Origin of the sequence: Kitasatospora xanthocidica (assembly GCF_014656195.1) — a bacterium.
GTDB lineage: Bacteria > Actinomycetota > Actinomycetes > Streptomycetales > Streptomycetaceae > Kitasatospora > Kitasatospora xanthocidica.
This window is the reverse complement of record NZ_BNBY01000039.1, coordinates 42,502-57,753: the sequence shown is the minus strand read 5'-3', so window position 1 is coordinate 57,753 and position 15,252 is coordinate 42,502. Positions and strand designations below refer to the sequence as shown.

The following is a 15,252-nucleotide window of genomic DNA, read 5'->3' as shown; positions in this document are numbered from 1 at the left end:
GGCCTCCCTGATCCTCTGGCTCCGCGAACCGGCCAGATGATCATTTGTCAGACACGCCTTAGCCTGCGTCCCCATGACACGCCGTTGGCTCATACCCGCCCTGTTCCTGCTGTGCGGCTCGCTCCTCGCGGCCGGGTCGGCGTTCGGCGGTGGCCCGGGGCCGGCCGCGGGGCTGCTGGCGGTGTTCGTGCCGCTCGCCGTCCTGCACTCGCCGCTGGTCTTCCCGAGGTCGCTCGGCGTGGCGCAGGCGCGGCGGCGCAGCGCCGCCGACGGTCGGCCGGTGGTGCTGTGGCGGCCGGGCTGCAAGTACTGTCTGCGGCTGCGGTTTCGGCTGGGGCGGGACGCGCGGCGGGTGCACTGGGTGGACATCTGGCGCGACCCGGAGGCGGCGGCGGCCGCGCGGGAGGTGAACGACGGCAATGAGACGGTGCCGACGGTGTTCGTGGCGGGCGGGGCGCGTACCAATCCGCCGGTGGAGTGGGTGCGCGCGCAGCTGGCCGGGCCGGCCGGGGAAGCCTGACGGTCTGCGGGTCAGTTCCCGGCGGTGAGGAGGGCGTCGGTGGAGGTGACGGTGGCGCCCAGGTCGCGCAGGGCCCGCAGGGCGGCGGTGTGGGCGGGTGCGGACAGGGCGGTGACGGCGTCCTCGACGACGGTGGTGGGGTAGCCGAGGGCGACGGGTGGTGCCGGGCGGGCGGGTGCGGCGCCGGGTGGCGGGGGTGGCGGGCTGGCAGGATGGGCGCCATGGAGCGTGTGGTGGGAATCGGCGGGTACTTCCTGCGGGCCGCGGACCCGGCGGCGCTGGGCGCCTGGTACCGGGACTGCCTGGGGCTGGACACGGACGAGCACGGGCTGTGGCGTCAGGAGGCCGGGGCGACGGTGTTCGCGGCGTTCGAGTCGGGGACGGACTACTTCGGGTCGCGGGCGCAGCAGACGATGCTCAACTTCCGGGTCCGTGACCTGGAGGCGATGCTGGCGCAGCTGCGGGCGAAGGGGGCGCGGGTGGAGGAGCGGACGCAGGAGATGGCGGGGGTGGGCCGGTTCGGCTGGGTCACCGATCCGGAGGGCAACCGGGTGGAGCTGTGGCAGCCCGCCTGAGCGCGGGGGTTCGATGACGGGCCCGGGGTCGGACGACGGGTCCGGGGCTGTCGGGTGAAAGCGGTGGCAGCGGCGGGCGGTGGGCGGCGAGACTGCTCGGATGGACACTCCCGTACCGGACCTGCGCGTCCGCGATGTCGTGCCCGGCTACGCGGGCATGCACCCCCTGGTCGCCGAACTGGTGCTGCCCGAGGGCGCGTCGATGTCGGTGATGAGCACGCTGGAGACCTCCCGTGAGCTGATCCGGCACTCCTACTACCGGTACGAGTTCGCGACCGTCGCCGTCACGCACTGCCTGCTGGCGCTGGAGGAGGTCCTCGCGCAGCGGCTGGGCGACGAGGACGCCGACCTGCCGGAGCTGATCGGGCGGGCCGCCGGGGCGGGGCTCGTCTCGGCCTACCTGGCCGGGGAGTTGGGGCGCGCGGTGCGGGTGCGCGAGCGGATCGCCCGGGGCGCGGCGACCAGCGGCACCGTCAACCCGGTCCGGGCCGTCGACCTGGTGCGCGCGGTGTTCGACACCATCGCCGTGCTGCTGCGCCCGGCGGACGGCGCGGCGCAGGCCTCCGGTGAGGAGGATCCGCGCGAGCGGCTGACGCTGCTGTGGGAGGAGCACCGCCGGGCCGCGTTCCCGGAGAGCTTCCGCGGCGTGGCCGTCGACGGCGCCGACCTGATCATGCTGGACTCCGACGTCGCCGGCCTCGTCGAGCGGGAGCTGGAGCGCGGGCTCGACGGGGACGGCCTGGCCCGCCTGTGGGCGGGCATCGGCGACCTCGACCGGGCCGTGCCCCTGCTGGACGAGGAGTACTGCGCCGCGTACTTCGCCCGGCTGCGCACCGCGGCCCACCTCGCGGCGGCCCGTCACGTGCCCCCGGCGGCCTGACCCGCCCCCGGGGCCGCCGGAGTGGCCGTTCCCCGGGGAAACCGGTTTGCCGCTCCGGGGGCGGGTGGGTAGCGTCGCCGCTCGTGACCACCCCGACCCTGCGTACCGCGCGCCTGGAGCTGAGCCCCTACGTCCCCGGGGACGAAGAGGACTTCGTGGCCCTGTTCCAGGACACCCGGGTGTCGCGGTGGATGGGTGACGGGCCCTCCTCGGAGCAGGAGGACCGGGCCCTGTTCGGGCGGATCTTCACCAAGGTCTACGCCCGGGAGCTGTTCGACGTCTGGGCCGTGCGCCGGGACGGGCTGCTGGTCGGGCACGCCGAGATCAAGCCGACCGACGCGGCCCCGGGCCAGGAGATCGTCTACGCGCTGGCCCCGGCGGCGTGGGGGTCGGGCCTGGGGACGGAGCTGGCGCGGGCCCTGGTGGCGTACGGCTTCGAGGCCCTGGGGCTGGCCGAGGTGCACGCCACCGTGGCCGCGGAGAACGGCGCCTCGCTGGCCCTGCTGGAGCGGATCGGCTTCGCGCACGTGCGGGACATCACCGAGGACGACGGCAGCACCACCCGCCTGCTGACCGTGCGTCGCACGCACGGTCAGCAGGCGGGTGGGGGGCGCTAGCCGCGGTCGGGCACCGGCCGCACGGCACCGGCCTCGGCCTCAACCTCGTCCGCGTCCGTGCCGTCGGCGGCCGGCTTGGTGCGCAGGACCGCGCGGGCCTGTTCGGCGGCGCGCACGATGCTCTCGCTGATGAAGTCGAGGAAGCGGGCGACGTTCTCCAGACGGTGGGCGGCTGGGGTGTCGGCGCCGAGGACGGCGACGCCCTGGCGCGCGGTGGCGACGAGCTGGTCGTTGGCGCGGGCGCTGGCGATGGTCGCCTGGTAGAAGAGCTCGTCGTCGACGAAGTAGCGGTCGCGGCGGCGTTCGTCGCGTTCGCGGCGCACCAGGCTCTGGCTCTCCAGGAAGGCGATGGCCTTGGAGATGGAGGCCGGGCTGACGTCGAGGCGCTGGGCGAGCTGGGCGGCGGTGAGGCTGCCGGCGTCGGTGGTGAACAGGCAGGTCAGTACCCGGGCCGTCATCTTGGGCAGGCCCGAGCCCATCAGGACGGTGGTGAGGGTCTCCTCGTAGTCGGCCACGGCCTCGCTGTCGCGTCCGTGCGCCCGGGGGGCGGCCTGCGGGCCGTGGGGGGCGGCGGGCTTGCGCCGGTGGGCGCGGCGTTCGGTGGCGCGGTGGGCCAGGTCGGCGCGGTAGGAGGTGGGGCCGCCGTTGCGCATCACCTCGCGGGTGACGGTGGAGGTCGGGCGGTCCAGGCGCCGGGCGATCTCGGCGTAGGGGAGGCTGTCGGCCAGTCCCAGCGCGATCTGCTGGCGTTCCTGCTGGGTGAGTCGGCCTCCCGGCATCGGGTCTCCTCGGCGGTGCTCGTGACGGTCCTTGATCCCTGACGCGCCCACCATAGCGTTCACCTCCAAGCCATTGCAATGAGCAGACCCCCTGACGTTGCATTACCATCCAGGACCGTTGCAACAGTTTCCCGCATCTCACCTGCGAATATGGGAATCTGACGCAACGAGCATGTTGCCGCTCCCTTGAAAGCAACGTAGCGTTTCCGGTGTCAGAAACAACGTCGAGCACCGGAGAACACGATGCACACCTTCACCACCCCCGCCGCGGTCACCGCCGTCCTCGACATCCCCGCCGGACGCGTCCGGCTGATCGCCGGCGACCGCGCCGACACCACCGTCGAGGTCCGCCCCGCCGACCCCGCCAAGACCCGCGACGTGCGCAGCGCCGAGCAGATCACCGTCGACTACAGCGAGGGCCTGCTGCGGATCCGCACCACCGAGAGCGCCGGGATCTTCGGCCCCGGCTCGGTGGAGGTCACCGTCCAGCTGCCGGCCGGCTCCCGCGTCGAGGCCAAGGCCGAGGCCTGCGAACTGCGCGCCGTCGGCCGCCTCGGCGACCTCGCCTTCGACGGCGCCCACCGGCGGATCGAGATCGACGAGGCCGACGGCGTGCGCCTGACCGCCGTCGACGGCGACGTGGAGATCGGCCGGCTCAACGGCCCCGCCGAGATCGCCACCGCCCGCGGCGACATCCGCATCGCCCGGGCCCACGGCGGCGTCCTCACCCTCGCCACCCAGTCCGGGAACATCACCGTCGACGCCGCCCCCGGCGTCTCCGCCGCGCTGGACGCCGCCACCGGTCACGGCCGCATCGTCAACGCCCTGCGCAACGACGGCACCACCGCCCTCGACATCCGCGCCACCACCCCGCACGGCGACATCACCGCCCGCAGCCTCTGACCCTCGGCCCGCCCCGTCCATCCGTCCGTCCGTCCGTCCCGCAGGAGAGGCCCCGCCATGAGCATCAACGTCCAGCCGTCCCGGTGGAGCGGCCTGGTGCCGGTCGACGACACCGCCCTCGCCGTCACCGACACCGGCGGCCCCGGCACCCCCGTGGTGTACCTCAACGGCCAGTTCGCCACCCAGGGCTACTGGCGGCGCGTCATCGCCGAACTGGGCACCGGCTACCGGCACATCACCTACGACGAGCGCGCCCGCGGCCGCACCTCCCACCGCTCCGCCGACTACTCCTTCGAGGCCGCCGTCCGGGACGTCGACGCCGTCCTGTCCGCCCGGGGCGTCGAGCGGGCCCTGGCCGTCGGCTGGTCCTACGGGGCGTTCGTCGGCGCGCACTGGGCCCACCGCAACCCCCGGCGCGCCCTGGGCGCGGTCCTGGTCGACGGCGCCCAGCCCTACGACTGGCTCGACGAGGCCATGGAGCAGCGCATCCGCAAGCAGTTCCGCCTCTGGAGCCCGCTGCTGACGCTGCTGCGCCCCACCGGGCTGACGCCCCGGATGAACGCCGGGGAGCTGGCCGAGTGCAACATCGAGCTCGGCCGCGTCGCCCGCGAGCGCGACCTGGCGCCCGTCCTGGACGGCATCACCGTCCCGACCCGGTACGTGGTCGCCTCGGGGACCTCGCTGGGCAGCCGCGGCGACGAGCAGGAGCGGATCCGCGCGAGCCTGGGCGCGGTCGCGGCCCGCAACCCGCACATCGAGATCAGCGCGAAGGTCGCGAGCAACCACGGCGCCGTCCTGAAGAAGGACTTCCGCGCCGTCGCCGCGGCCGTGCGCGAGGTCACCCCGGCCGGCCGGTCGGACACCTGACGGACCGCCACCCGGTTGAGATTACTGGGGGTTGCCGTTGGCGGCCAGGCGGGCGCCCATCTGCTCGTGGGCCCGCCGGGAGTGGGCGTTGGCCGGGTCGTGGACGAGCCGCAGGTAGTCGTAGAGGACCTGCACGCACCGGTCCCGGGTGGGGTAGGAGGCGTCGGCGGCCAGGTCCAGGCGGTCGGTGACCTCCATCAGCCGGCCGTCGTCCGCGGCGTAGACCGGGTGCCAGCGGAGCTCGACCGCCGGGTCGAGGGCCATCACCACCCGCAGCTGCGGCACCTCCTGCGCGATGAGGACGCTGTCGGGGTCGTACGCCCGCAGGAAGATGTGCACGGGGCCGTGGGCGCGGCTGACGAAGGCCTTGGACAGGACGTTCCACATCGGTGTCTTGAGCAGCCAGTCCGTGGTCAGGGTCAGCCGGTCGACCACCCCGCCGAAGGCCGTGGCCTCCAGCGGGGTGTGGCCCTTGGCGCGGGCGTAGTCGCTGACCTCCCGGCCGCCCGACCACAGGGCCAGCGTCGGCGTGTCGATCTCCAGGTGGTCGCCGACGACCTTCACCAGCTCCTGGTACCAGGTGTTGGACGCGCGGTGGTCGCGCTGTTCCTGACGCCCGGTGAACGTCGCCATGGCCTCGTCGTTGAGCCGGCCCTGCTCGGCGATGCCGCCGAGGACGAGCTGCCAGGCGACGTCCGTGACGGCGTCGGGGAAGCCCGCCCGGGCCATCAGGTCACGGAAGTCGCCCCACTCGCCGTGTCCGGTGGGATCGGCGGCGTCGCGCCGCGCCCGCTCCCTGGCCCCGGGGTCCGCCAGGCGCTGCAGCCGGCGCGTCACCGCCGCGTTGCCCACCGTCCGCTGCAGGACGGCGAGTTCGCCCGGCCCCGGCGCCCTCCCCGCGGCCGTCCGCGGCCCGGTGGCCGGGGTGGTGTGCCGTCGCGGCACCGCCTCGGCGCCCGGTGCCACCGGGTGTGCCACGCTCCTGCGCACGCCTGCCCCTCCCCTGCCGCCGCCCGGGCTCCCCCGGCCCCCAGGCTAGGCCCCCGCCGCCGCTCCCGCGAGGCCCCACAGGGCAGCCCGAGGGCAGAACCCCGGTGCGGGCCCTGACGCGGGTGCGAAGCGGCCGCGCAGCGCAGGCGGCCGTCTGATATCACCTTTGATCTCCCAGGATGCCCCGGCCTTCAGGCCGGGGAGGAATGGGGGCTTGGCTTGGGGCCGCGTAGCGGCGGAGTGATCTCCGGGTGTTCTGGTGTGGGCCGTTGTCAGTGCCTGTCGTTAGGTTGATTTCGTGCACCTGAGGTACTCGTATCGCATCTATCCGACGGTGGGTCAGCGCGCTTCGCTGGCCCGGACGTTCGGTTGTGCACGGGTGGTGTACAACGACGCTCTCGCGGCACGGAAGGAAGCCCGCAAGGGTGGCTTTCCGTATCCCAAGTCCACGGATCTTCAGAAGCTGGTGATCACCGGGGCGAAGAAGACCGCGGAGCGGGCGTGGCTGGCCTCGGTCGGGGTGGATCCGTTGATCCAGTCCCTGCGGGATCTGGACACGGCGTACCGGAACTTCTTCGACTCGGTGTCCGGCAAACGCCAGGGGCGCCCGGTCGGTCTTCCCCGGTTCAAGTCCCGTAAGGACAGTCGGCAGTCGCTGCGGTTCACCCGCAACGGGTTCCGTGTCCGTCCCAACGGCAAGCTGTACCTGGCGAAGATCGGCGACGTGCGGGTGAAGTGGTCGCGGGCACTGCCCGCGGACCCGTCGTCCGTGACGATCGTGCTGGACCCGTCCGGCCGGTACCACGCGAGCTTCGTCGTCGATGTCGAGCCGGAGGTGCTGCCCGAGGTCGATGCCGAGGTCGGCATCGACCTCGGGCTGACCACCTACGCCGTTCTCTCGGACGGCAGCGTGATCGACAATCCGCGCTTCCTGCGCAAGGCGGAGAAGAAGCTCAAGGCCGCGCAGCGGGAGCTGTCCCGCAAGGCCAAGGGAAGCAAGAACCGGGCCAAGGCCCGGCGCAAGGTCGCCAGGGCGCACGCCAAGGTGGCCGACACCCGCATGGACTGGCTGCACAAACAGACCACCAAGATCATCCGCGAAACCCAAGCGGTGTACCTGGAGGACCTGAACGTGCGCGGCCTCGCCCGTGGCCGACTCGCCAAGCCCGTCCACGACGCCGGATGGTCCACCTTCCGGCGACTCCTCGAAGAGAAAGCGGCCCGGTACGGGCGCACGGTCGGGATCGTGTCCCGCGCGTTCCCGTCCTCCCAGCTCTGCTCGGCGTGCGGGCACCGTGACGGGCCCAAGCCCCTCGCGGTGCGCGAGTGGGCGTGCAACGAGTGCGGTGTGCGGCATGATCGTGACCTCAATGCTGCTCGGAACATCCTGGCCGCCGGGCAGGCGGACAGGCTAAACGCCCCTGGAGGGCCGGCAAGACCCGGCGTGGCGATCCCACGCCAGGCACGGCCCGTCGAACGGGGAACCCACCTCAGCGACCCGCCACGCACGGATGTCCGTGCCGCGGGCGCGGGAGGAATCCCCGTCCGCTAGGACGGGGAGGATGTCAACACCGTCTCCACCTGCCTGATCGACCACCTCCCGCAGGACGGCGACCACTTCGCCACCGCCGAGAACGCCCTGGCCGCCTGCGCCGGGCTGCCCGTCCCCCGGGAGGCGAGGCTGCTGGCCGTCGAGGTACCCGCCAGCCCGGCCGCCGCCCTGGCCTCCGAGATCCACCGGGCCAGCAGCTACGAACCGGTGCTCCTGCCCCGCCTGGAACACGTCGGCCCGGCGCCGCGCCTGCCCGGCGGAGCCCACCCGCTCGGGTGGGAGGTCCTCGGCTACGACCTGGGCGCGCTGTGCGACTGGCTGTGCCACGACCTGTACCGCGACGCGGTGCGCGAACTCGGCGTCGCCACCGACGGGCACGGCCTGCTCCCGGACGCCGCCACCGCCCACCGCGTCGCCGCGTGGGCCCAGGCCCGTGACGACACCGCCCCCGCCCTCTGGTTCCCGGCCCGCCTGACCGCCTGGGACCTCCCGCCCGCCGCCGGCCCCGTCGGCGGCTGAGCACACGCGCACGGCGGGCACCCGGCAGGGCCCGCCGGCCGGGCGCCCGCCGGCCGTTCCCGAGCGGGCTTGAAGGTGGCGATGCCCGTAGCCCGGCCCACCCGGGCCGCCGCCGGGCCGTCCTCCTTGACGGCCCCGCCGCGGGCCGGATCCGGCCCTGACCGCAGCCGGCCCGCCAGCGCGTCAGCCCGCGCCCGCCCGCTGCCCCGTACCGCGCCGGGTGCCCGGGCGGCCCAGCCGGCGCACCGCCGGGCGCTCCACCACCGTGTACGTCAGCGCCCCCGCCCCCAGGGTCACCGCGAAGGCCGCGAGGGTGAGCGCGACCGCGACCGGGGCGGGATAGGTGCGGTCGCCCAGGAGCAGGGGGCGGCCGTGGAAGAGCACGACGCCCTGGCAGAGGTAGAAGCCGAAGGAGACGGCGCCGAGCCACTGCCCCAACGGGTGTGCGGGGGCGGTGCGGTGCAGGTCGCGGTGGGCGGCGGCGCACACCAGCAGGGCGAGCGGCACCAGCATCGGCAGGGTGAAGTCGTAGGGCGACGGGACGGCGAGGGTGAGCGCGTAGGCGGGCGGGAGCAGCAGGACGGCCGGGAGGAGGCCGGGGCGCGGGGCGCGGCCGGAGGCGACGGCGCGGGCGAGGAGCATGCCGAGGGCGAACTCCGGCAGCCGGGCGGGCGGGAAGAGGTATCCGAACCACAACTGGTCCAGGGAAACCGGCAGTTGGGGGATCCGGGGCCGGTCGGGCAGCAGCGCGGCGTTGGCGGCGGCGACGGCCGCCGCGGCCAGCAGGGCGACGGCGGCGGCGGGCCCGACGCCCCGGTCGGGCAGGCGGCGCAGGGCGCGGTGCAGGAGCGGGAAGAGCAGGTAGAACAGCAGCTCGCAGCAGAGCGACCAACTGGGGATGTTCATCCCGGAGTTGACGTCGGGGTCGGGCGATTCGGCGTGCACGAGCAGGAGGTTGGGGAGCCAGACCCGTACGGGTGCGGCTTGGGCGAACAGCAGGAGGGCGGCCGTCCACACCACCAGGTGGGTGGGGTAGATCCGGGCCAGGCGCCGGCGCCAGAAGGTGCCCGGTGTCTCGCCGTCGCGTGCGGACCAGGTCAGGACGAAGCCGCTGAGGACGAAGAAGAAGGAGACTCCGGCGTACCCGGCCTTGGAGGTGGCGTGCGCGAGGGCGGTGGCGAGGGGCCGGTCGGCGAAGAAGGTGAGGGGGGTCCGCGGGTCCAGCGGGTCGACGGTGAGGAAGGCGTGGAAGAGGAAGACGGCGAGGGCGGCGGCGAAGCGCAGGGCGGTGAGGGTGGGCAGGGGGACCCCGGGCCTGCCGGTATGACATTGTGCACGCATGATCTGACTCTAAGTCACCGCGCATGCGGGGCCGGTGGCGTGGGAAGTCGGCCGGTCCGACTTCCCACTCCACGGCGTGGACGGTCAGCCCCCGACCGGCCCCGCGACCGCACCCCCGACCGGCCCCGCGACCGCGCTCGCGACCGGTGCGGCGACCGCGCTCGCGACCGGTGCGGCGCCCAGGGCCGCGGGCAGGTCGGCAAGGGAGTGCAGCACGCCGATCCGCTCCCCCACCGGCGTCCCGGTGGCGGCGCGGTCGAGCCAGAAGGCCCGCAGGCCGGCGTCGCGGGCGCCGAGCGCGTCCAGGTCGTACTTGTCACCCACGTAGGCGACCTCGTGCGGGGCCAGGCCCAGCCGCTCGCAGCCGGCCCGGAAGATGCCCGGGGCGGGCTTGGCCTCGCCGTGCTCGTCGGAGCAGACCAGCACCGCGTCGCCGAAGTACCCCAGCAGGCCGACGGCTTCGAGCTTGGCGCGCTGGTGGCCGGTGGAGGAGTTGGAGACGATCCCCAGCCGGTGGGTGGGCGCGAGCGCGGCCAGCACCGGCGCGGCGTCGGGGAACGCGGCCCGGACGCGGTCGCGGTGCGCCGCGTACCCGGCGAACCAGGCCCCCGCCTCCTCGTCCGACAGCAGCTCGGCGCCGCCCTCCCCCAGCCGCGCCAGGAAACGGCGGACCCGCTCCTCCTGCTGCCCCCGGAAGGTCAGCTCCCCGGCCAGGAACCGCGCGTAACTCCCCTCCATCACCTCCCGCCACACCGCCACCGCCGCCCCGGGCGACCCGAACCGCCCCAGCAGCCCCGACTCCCCCAGGTGGGCGAGGATCCCGGCCTCCTCCGACCCCGAGTAGTCGAACAACGTGTCGTCGACATCGAAGAGCACACCCCTGATGGACACGTCCCGCCCCTTTCCTCCACCGCCGCACCCCGGCCCGCCCGGGGCCGCACGAAGCCGCGTCAAGCCGTACGGACCCTACGCGAGCTCCGGGGCGGCCGGGGCGGCGGCCGCGGCGAGGAGGGCGTCGAGGAGGCCGGGGAAGCGGGTGTCGAGGTCGGCGCGGCGCAGGCGGACGAAGCGGTTGCGCCCGGCGACCCGGGCGGCGGCCGGTTCAGCTGCCGAGGACCTCGCCGACCAGGGCGCGGGCCTCGTCCTGGACCCGGGCGAGGTGCTCGGGGCCGTGGAAGGACTCGGCGTAGATCTTGTACACGTCCTCGGTGCCGGAGGGGCGGGCGGCGAACCAGGCGTTGTCGGTGCACACCTTGATGCCGCCGATGGCGGCGCCGTTGCCGGGGGCGTTGGCGAGGACGGCGGTGATCTTCTCCCCGGCGAGTTCGCCGGCGCCGACCCGCTCGGGGGACAGCCGGGCCAGGCGGGCCTTCTGCTCGCGGTCGGCGGGGGCGTCGACGCGGGCGTAGGCGGGGGCGCCGTGGCGCTTCGTCAGGTCGCGGTAGCGGGCGCTGGGGGTTTCGCCGGTGACCGCGGTGATCTCGGAGGCGAGCAGGGCCAGCAGGATGCCGTCCTTGTCGGTGGTCCACACCCCGCCGTCGCGGCGCAGGAAGGAGGCGCCGGCGCTCTCCTCGCCGCCGAAGCCGATCGAGCCCTCCAGCAGGCCGTCGACGAACCACTTGAAGCCGACCGGGACCTCGACCAGGGTGCGGCCCAGGTCGGCGGCGACCCGGTCGAGCATCGAGGAGGAGACCAGGGTCTTGCCGACGCCGGCGTCGGCGGGCCAGTCGGCGCGGTGGCGGTAGAGGTAGTCGACGGCCACCGCCAGGTAGTGGTTGGGGTTCATCAGCCCGCCGTCGGGGGTGACGATGCCGTGCCGGTCGGCGTCGGCGTCGTTGCCGGTGGCGATGGCGTACTCGTCCTTGCGGCCGATCAGGGAGGCCATCGCGGACGGCGAGGAGCAGTCCATGCGGATCTTCCCGTCCCAGTCCAGCGTCATGAACCGCCAGGTCGGGTCGGTGAGCGGGTTGACGACCGTCAGGTCCAGGCGGTGGGCCTCGGCGATGCGCCCCCAGTAGGCCACCGACGCCCCGCCCAGCGGGTCCGCGCCGATGCGCAGGCCCGCCGCCCGCACCGCGTCCAGGTCCAGGACGGAGGGCAGGTCCTCGACGTAGGCGCCCAGGAAGTCGTGGCGGGCGGTGGTCGCCGCGGCCACGGCCCTGGCGTACGGGACCTTCTTCACCCCGCGCAGGCCCTCACGGATCAGCTCGTTGGCGCGGTCCTGGATCCACCCGGTGGCCTCCGACCCGGCCGGGCCGCCGCTGGGCGGGTTGTACTTGAAGCCGCCGTCACGCGGCGGGTTGTGCGAGGGGGTGACCACGATGCCGTCGGCGAGCGCGCGGGGGCTGCGCCGGTTGTGCGCCAGGATCGCGTGCGAGACCGCCGGGGTGGGGGTGTAGCCGTCGGCGGCGTCGATCAGCACGTGCACGCCGTTGGCCGCCAGCACCTCCAGGGCCGTCACCCGGGCCGGCTCGGACAGGGCGTGGGTGTCCGCGCCCAGGAACAGCGGCCCGGCCACGCCCTGTTCGGCGCGGTACTCGCAGATCGCCTGCGTGGTCGCGGCGATGTGGTCCTCGTTGAACGCCGCGTCCAGCGAGGAGCCCCGGTGCCCCGAGGTCCCGAACGCCACCCGCTGGGCGGGCTCCTGCGGGTCCGGGTGCAGCGCGTAGTACGCCGTCACCAGCCGCGCCACGTCCACCAGGTCACCGGGCTGCGCCTGCTGCCCTGCCCGTGCGTGTGCCATCAGTCTTCTCCCGCCGCTTCCGACTCGTGTCCGGTTCCGCGTACCAACGCCTACTCACCGATCGTAGCCAGAACGCGACGGTGCCCCGAACCGCGACGGGCGGTCCGGGGCACGGGGGTCGAACTTTCCCGGGGTTCAGCCGGGCAGCTGCTGGCGGTAGCCGTCCAGGGCGGGCGCGGTGGTGGTCGCCAGGAACTCGGTGACCCGGTACGCGCACAGCCCGGCGACCGCGAACGGGTCGGTGGCCACCAGCGCCTCGATCGCGGCCCGGTCCTCGCCCACCGCCAGGATCACCCCGCCCTCACGCGGCACCTTGCGCCCCGAGGCGAGGAAGGTCCCGGCCGCGTAGTGCGTCTCCAGCCACGCGACGTGCTGCGGCAGCGCCGCGTCGATCCGCTCCAGCTCGGCGGTGTAGCTCAACTCCAGTACGAACATGCCGCCCAGGCTAACCGTGCCACCGCGGGGTCCTCACGCCGGTGGGCCGTTTTCCGGGGCCCGGAAGGTTGTCGACCCCCATCCTGCCAGGTCAGGCAACACTTCGGTAGGACGCAGCGCACCCTGTTTTCGCCTTGCCGCGCGGTGGGCGCGGGCCGCAGACTCGAGCGACATCCCCCCCCTTCCACGGTTCTGACGTGCCGGTGCCCCTGTTGCGGGCGGCCGGTGCGTGCTGCCGTCGTGCCCGGGGGCGGGGTGAGGTGAAGCGCAACGACGAAGGGGGACGCGGGAGATGAACGTGCACGGGGATCTGGTGCTGAAGGCGCGGGTTCGGCTGCTGAGCCACAACGAGCGGGTGCTGCACGGCGAGGAGGGCCTGTGGGTGTACCGGACGCTGTTCACCGTCACCCCGCACGTGTACGCCTACAAGCTGGCGCTGGTGCTGCGGGAGGCGGCCGAGGGCCCGCGGGTGGCCCACCTGCCCGGGGCGCGGGAGGCGCTGCTGGCGGAGGCGCGGGCGGCGGCGGCCCGGATCCCGGCGGGCGCGCCGCAGTACCAGGCGCGGATGTGGGAGTACTCGGTGGCGGATCTGCGGCTGACGGAGCAGCAGGCGGGGCGTACGGAGCGGTAGTGCGGGGCCGGGGCGGTGGGTGGCCGGGGGACGGCCGCGGTACGGCGGTCCCCCGGTGACGGCTGATCGGGGCGTTCCCGTGGCTCCCCGGGGGCCCGGGCCCCCGGGGAGCCGCGGGACCGGCCGGGCCCCGTCAGGCGATCTCCATCTGGGCCATCATCCCCATCGCCGAGTGGTCCAGCAGGTGGCAGTGGTAGGGGTAGCGGCCGCGGTAGGAGTCGAAGGTGGCGTGCAGGCGCACGCTCTCGCCGGGCAGCAGGCGCACGGTGTCCTTGAGGCCGGACTCCTCGGGGCCGGGGGCCTTGCCGTTGCGTTCGAGGACGCGGAACTGCACCAGGTGCAGGTGGAAGTTGTGCGGGACGTCGGTGTTGGCGTTGACGACCGTCCAGATCTCCGAGGTGCCGAAGGCGACGGCGGCGTCGACGCGCGCCGGGTCGTACGTCCTGCCGTCGATCAGGCCGCGCGGGGCGGCGCCGCCGGTGCCTTCCTCGACTTTGAGGACGACGGTGCGTTCGCGGGCGGCCGGGCCGGGTGCGGGCAGGGTGCGCAGGCGGTCGGGGACGCTGCTGGGGTCGGCGGCGGCGCGGGTGATGTCGAAGCGCATGACCTGGCCGACGTGTTCGGGCGGTCCCGGCGGCAGGGAGTTGGTGAGGACGACGGTGGAGCCGACCGGGTAGCGGGAGAAGTCGATGACGACGTCGGCGCGCTCGCCGGGTGACAGGTCGACGGTGTCGGTGGTGTGGGGGCGTTCCAGCAGGCCGCCGTCGGAGCCGATCTGGGTGATCGGGCCGCCGTCGGCCAGGCGCAGGGAGAAGAAGCGCAGGTTGGAGGAGTTGAGCAGGCGCAGCCGGTAGCGGCGGGCGGCGACCTCGACCTTGGGCCAGGGGCGGCCGTTGGCGAGGATGGTGGTGCGGTTGAAGGGGTCGTCCATGCGGTAGACGAGGGTGCCGGAGGCGTCGAAGCGGGCGTCGCGCAGGGCGATGGGCAGGTCGTAGCGGCCCGAGGGCAGGGGCAGGGCGCGTTCGGTCTCGTCGGTGAGCAGGTAGGTGCCGGCCAGGCCGCGGTAGACGTGCTCGGATTCCATGTGGTGGGCGTGGTCGTGGAACCACAGGCTCGCGTGGGGCTGGTCGTTGGGGTAGGTGTAGGTGCGGGTGGCGCCGGCGCCGAGGAGGTTCATGGGGCCGCCGTCGCTGGCCACGGGCACCTTGGAGCCGTGCAGGTGGACGGAGACGGCGTCGTCCAGCAGGTTGGTCTGGCGTACGATCACCGGCCGCCCGGAGCGGGCGCGGATGACCGGGCCGGGGAAGGCGCCGTTGTAGGTGAGGACTTCGGTGCGGTGGCCGGGCACGATGCGGGCGAAGGAGCGGAGCATGGTGACGGCGTAGGTGTCGGCGCCGCCGTCGGTGGAGACGGGGCTGAGCACCGGGGGCACCGGCAGGGTGGTGGTGAACTTCTCGACCAGGGCGGGGCCGGTGTCGGGGCCCGGGTCGGGGGCGTCGGCGCCCGGGTGGGTGTGGTCGGGGGCCGTGTCCTGGACGGCGGCGGCGGGGGCGGCCGCGGGGGCGGCGGGGCGCAGGGTGGTGCGCATGAGCAGGACGCCTCCTGCGGTGGCCGCGGCGGCGCCGATCATCCTGCGTCTGCTCACCATCGCGTGTTCCTCCCGGGTGCCGCTCCCCCGGGTGCCCCGCGGGTGCGGGGCGGCCTGGTCCGGGGCCTGGTCCGGGGGTGATTGCAGCAGCGCCGCCTTGCGCGCCGCTTGGGTCCGGCTTGGGCGGGCGGCGGGGGCGGTGCGGGTGGCGGTGGCGGGTTCGGGGGCCGCGGGGTGGGGCGGGTGGCGGGCCCGGTGGCGGTGAGCTGGGCGTGTTGCGGGCGCGTTGCGCGGCGCCTGGACGGTGGCTCG

Annotated in this window: 16 protein-coding genes; 9 read left to right on the top strand and 7 right to left on the bottom strand. The window is 74.3% G+C overall.

The window, feature by feature from the left end; all coding sequences use genetic code 11:
- Nucleotides 1-73 precede the first annotated feature (73 nt).
- The 4 genes from IE332_RS36890 (at nucleotide 74) to IE332_RS36870 (ending at nucleotide 2,592) form a co-directional block, all read left to right on the top strand.
- Nucleotides 74-520 (top strand): glutaredoxin domain-containing protein, encoded by a 447-nt coding sequence (locus IE332_RS36890; protein ID WP_189925376.1) that lies wholly within the window; start codon nucleotides 74-76, stop codon nucleotides 518-520.
- 221 nt (nucleotides 521-741) lie between these two features.
- On the top strand, nucleotides 742-1,095 hold the full coding sequence (locus tag IE332_RS36880) for a VOC family protein (RefSeq protein WP_189925372.1): 354 nt from the start codon (nucleotides 742-744) through the stop codon (nucleotides 1,093-1,095).
- 100 nt (nucleotides 1,096-1,195) lie between these two features.
- Nucleotides 1,196-1,975, top strand: coding sequence for a hypothetical protein (locus tag IE332_RS36875; protein WP_229929206.1), 780 nt, complete (start codon nucleotides 1,196-1,198; stop codon nucleotides 1,973-1,975).
- Nucleotides 1,976-2,058: 83 nt separating this feature from the next.
- Nucleotides 2,059-2,592 carry a GNAT family N-acetyltransferase gene (locus tag IE332_RS36870; RefSeq protein WP_189925368.1) on the top strand — a complete coding sequence of 178 codons (534 nt, stop codon included), beginning with the start codon at nucleotides 2,059-2,061 and terminating at the stop codon, nucleotides 2,590-2,592.
- Here the strand turns inward: IE332_RS36870 and IE332_RS36865 are convergent.
- Nucleotides 2,589-3,371 (bottom strand): helix-turn-helix domain-containing protein, encoded by a 783-nt coding sequence (locus IE332_RS36865; protein ID WP_189925366.1) that lies wholly within the window; start codon nucleotides 3,369-3,371, stop codon nucleotides 2,589-2,591. The genes IE332_RS36870 and IE332_RS36865 overlap by 4 nt on opposite strands.
- A 243-nt stretch (nucleotides 3,372-3,614) precedes the next feature.
- Between IE332_RS36865 and IE332_RS36860 the strand changes: the two genes are divergently transcribed.
- Entirely contained in the window at nucleotides 3,615-4,274 is a 660-nt protein-coding gene (locus IE332_RS36860; RefSeq protein ID WP_189925364.1) for a DUF4097 family beta strand repeat-containing protein, read from the top strand.
- A 57-nt stretch (nucleotides 4,275-4,331) separates the two neighbouring features.
- Nucleotides 4,332-5,141: an alpha/beta fold hydrolase gene (locus IE332_RS36855; RefSeq protein WP_189925362.1), complete on the top strand. Its 810-nt coding sequence runs from the start codon at nucleotides 4,332-4,334 to the stop codon at nucleotides 5,139-5,141.
- Nucleotides 5,142-5,162: 21 nt separating this feature from the next.
- On the opposite strand, the gene IE332_RS36850 is transcribed toward IE332_RS36855, so the two are convergent.
- Nucleotides 5,163-6,131, bottom strand: coding sequence for a hypothetical protein (locus tag IE332_RS36850; RefSeq protein ID WP_189925360.1), 969 nt, complete (start codon nucleotides 6,129-6,131; stop codon nucleotides 5,163-5,165).
- Nucleotides 6,132-6,429: 298 nt separating this feature from the next.
- Between IE332_RS36850 and IE332_RS36845 the strand changes: the two genes are divergently transcribed.
- Nucleotides 6,430-7,683, top strand: a complete 1,254-nt coding sequence (locus tag IE332_RS36845) for an RNA-guided endonuclease InsQ/TnpB family protein (protein ID WP_189925358.1) — start codon at nucleotides 6,430-6,432, stop codon at nucleotides 7,681-7,683.
- 207 nt (nucleotides 7,684-7,890) lie between these two features.
- On the top strand, nucleotides 7,891-8,202 hold the full coding sequence (locus tag IE332_RS36840) for a hypothetical protein (RefSeq protein WP_189925356.1): 312 nt from the start codon (nucleotides 7,891-7,893) through the stop codon (nucleotides 8,200-8,202).
- Between the two features lie 183 nt (nucleotides 8,203-8,385).
- On the opposite strand, the gene IE332_RS36835 is transcribed toward IE332_RS36840, so the two are convergent.
- The 4 genes from IE332_RS36835 to IE332_RS36820 form a co-directional block, all read right to left on the bottom strand.
- The gene (locus IE332_RS36835; protein WP_189925354.1) at nucleotides 8,386-9,543 is read right to left on the bottom strand and encodes an acyltransferase family protein; all 1,158 of its coding nucleotides are present in this window, start codon (nucleotides 9,541-9,543) and stop codon (nucleotides 8,386-8,388) included.
- Between the two features lie 84 nt (nucleotides 9,544-9,627).
- Nucleotides 9,628-10,434 (bottom strand): HAD family hydrolase, encoded by an 807-nt coding sequence (locus IE332_RS36830; protein WP_189925352.1) that lies wholly within the window; start codon nucleotides 10,432-10,434, stop codon nucleotides 9,628-9,630.
- A gap of 211 nt (nucleotides 10,435-10,645) precedes the next feature.
- Entirely contained in the window at nucleotides 10,646-12,286 is a 1,641-nt protein-coding gene (gene pgm / locus IE332_RS36825) for a phosphoglucomutase (alpha-D-glucose-1,6-bisphosphate-dependent) (RefSeq protein WP_189925351.1), read from the bottom strand.
- Nucleotides 12,287-12,421: 135 nt separating this feature from the next.
- On the bottom strand, nucleotides 12,422-12,721 hold the full coding sequence (locus tag IE332_RS36820) for a YciI family protein (RefSeq protein ID WP_189925350.1): 300 nt from the start codon (nucleotides 12,719-12,721) through the stop codon (nucleotides 12,422-12,424).
- A gap of 292 nt (nucleotides 12,722-13,013) precedes the next feature.
- Here IE332_RS36820 and IE332_RS36815 point away from each other — a divergent pair, with 292 nt between their 5' ends.
- Nucleotides 13,014-13,352, top strand: a complete 339-nt coding sequence (locus IE332_RS36815) for a hypothetical protein (RefSeq protein ID WP_189925349.1) — start codon at nucleotides 13,014-13,016, stop codon at nucleotides 13,350-13,352.
- A 133-nt stretch (nucleotides 13,353-13,485) separates the two neighbouring features.
- On the opposite strand, the gene IE332_RS36810 is transcribed toward IE332_RS36815, so the two are convergent.
- The gene (locus IE332_RS36810; protein WP_189925348.1) at nucleotides 13,486-15,000 is read right to left on the bottom strand and encodes a multicopper oxidase family protein; all 1,515 of its coding nucleotides are present in this window, start codon (nucleotides 14,998-15,000) and stop codon (nucleotides 13,486-13,488) included.
- Between the last annotated feature and the right edge of the window lie 252 nt (nucleotides 15,001-15,252).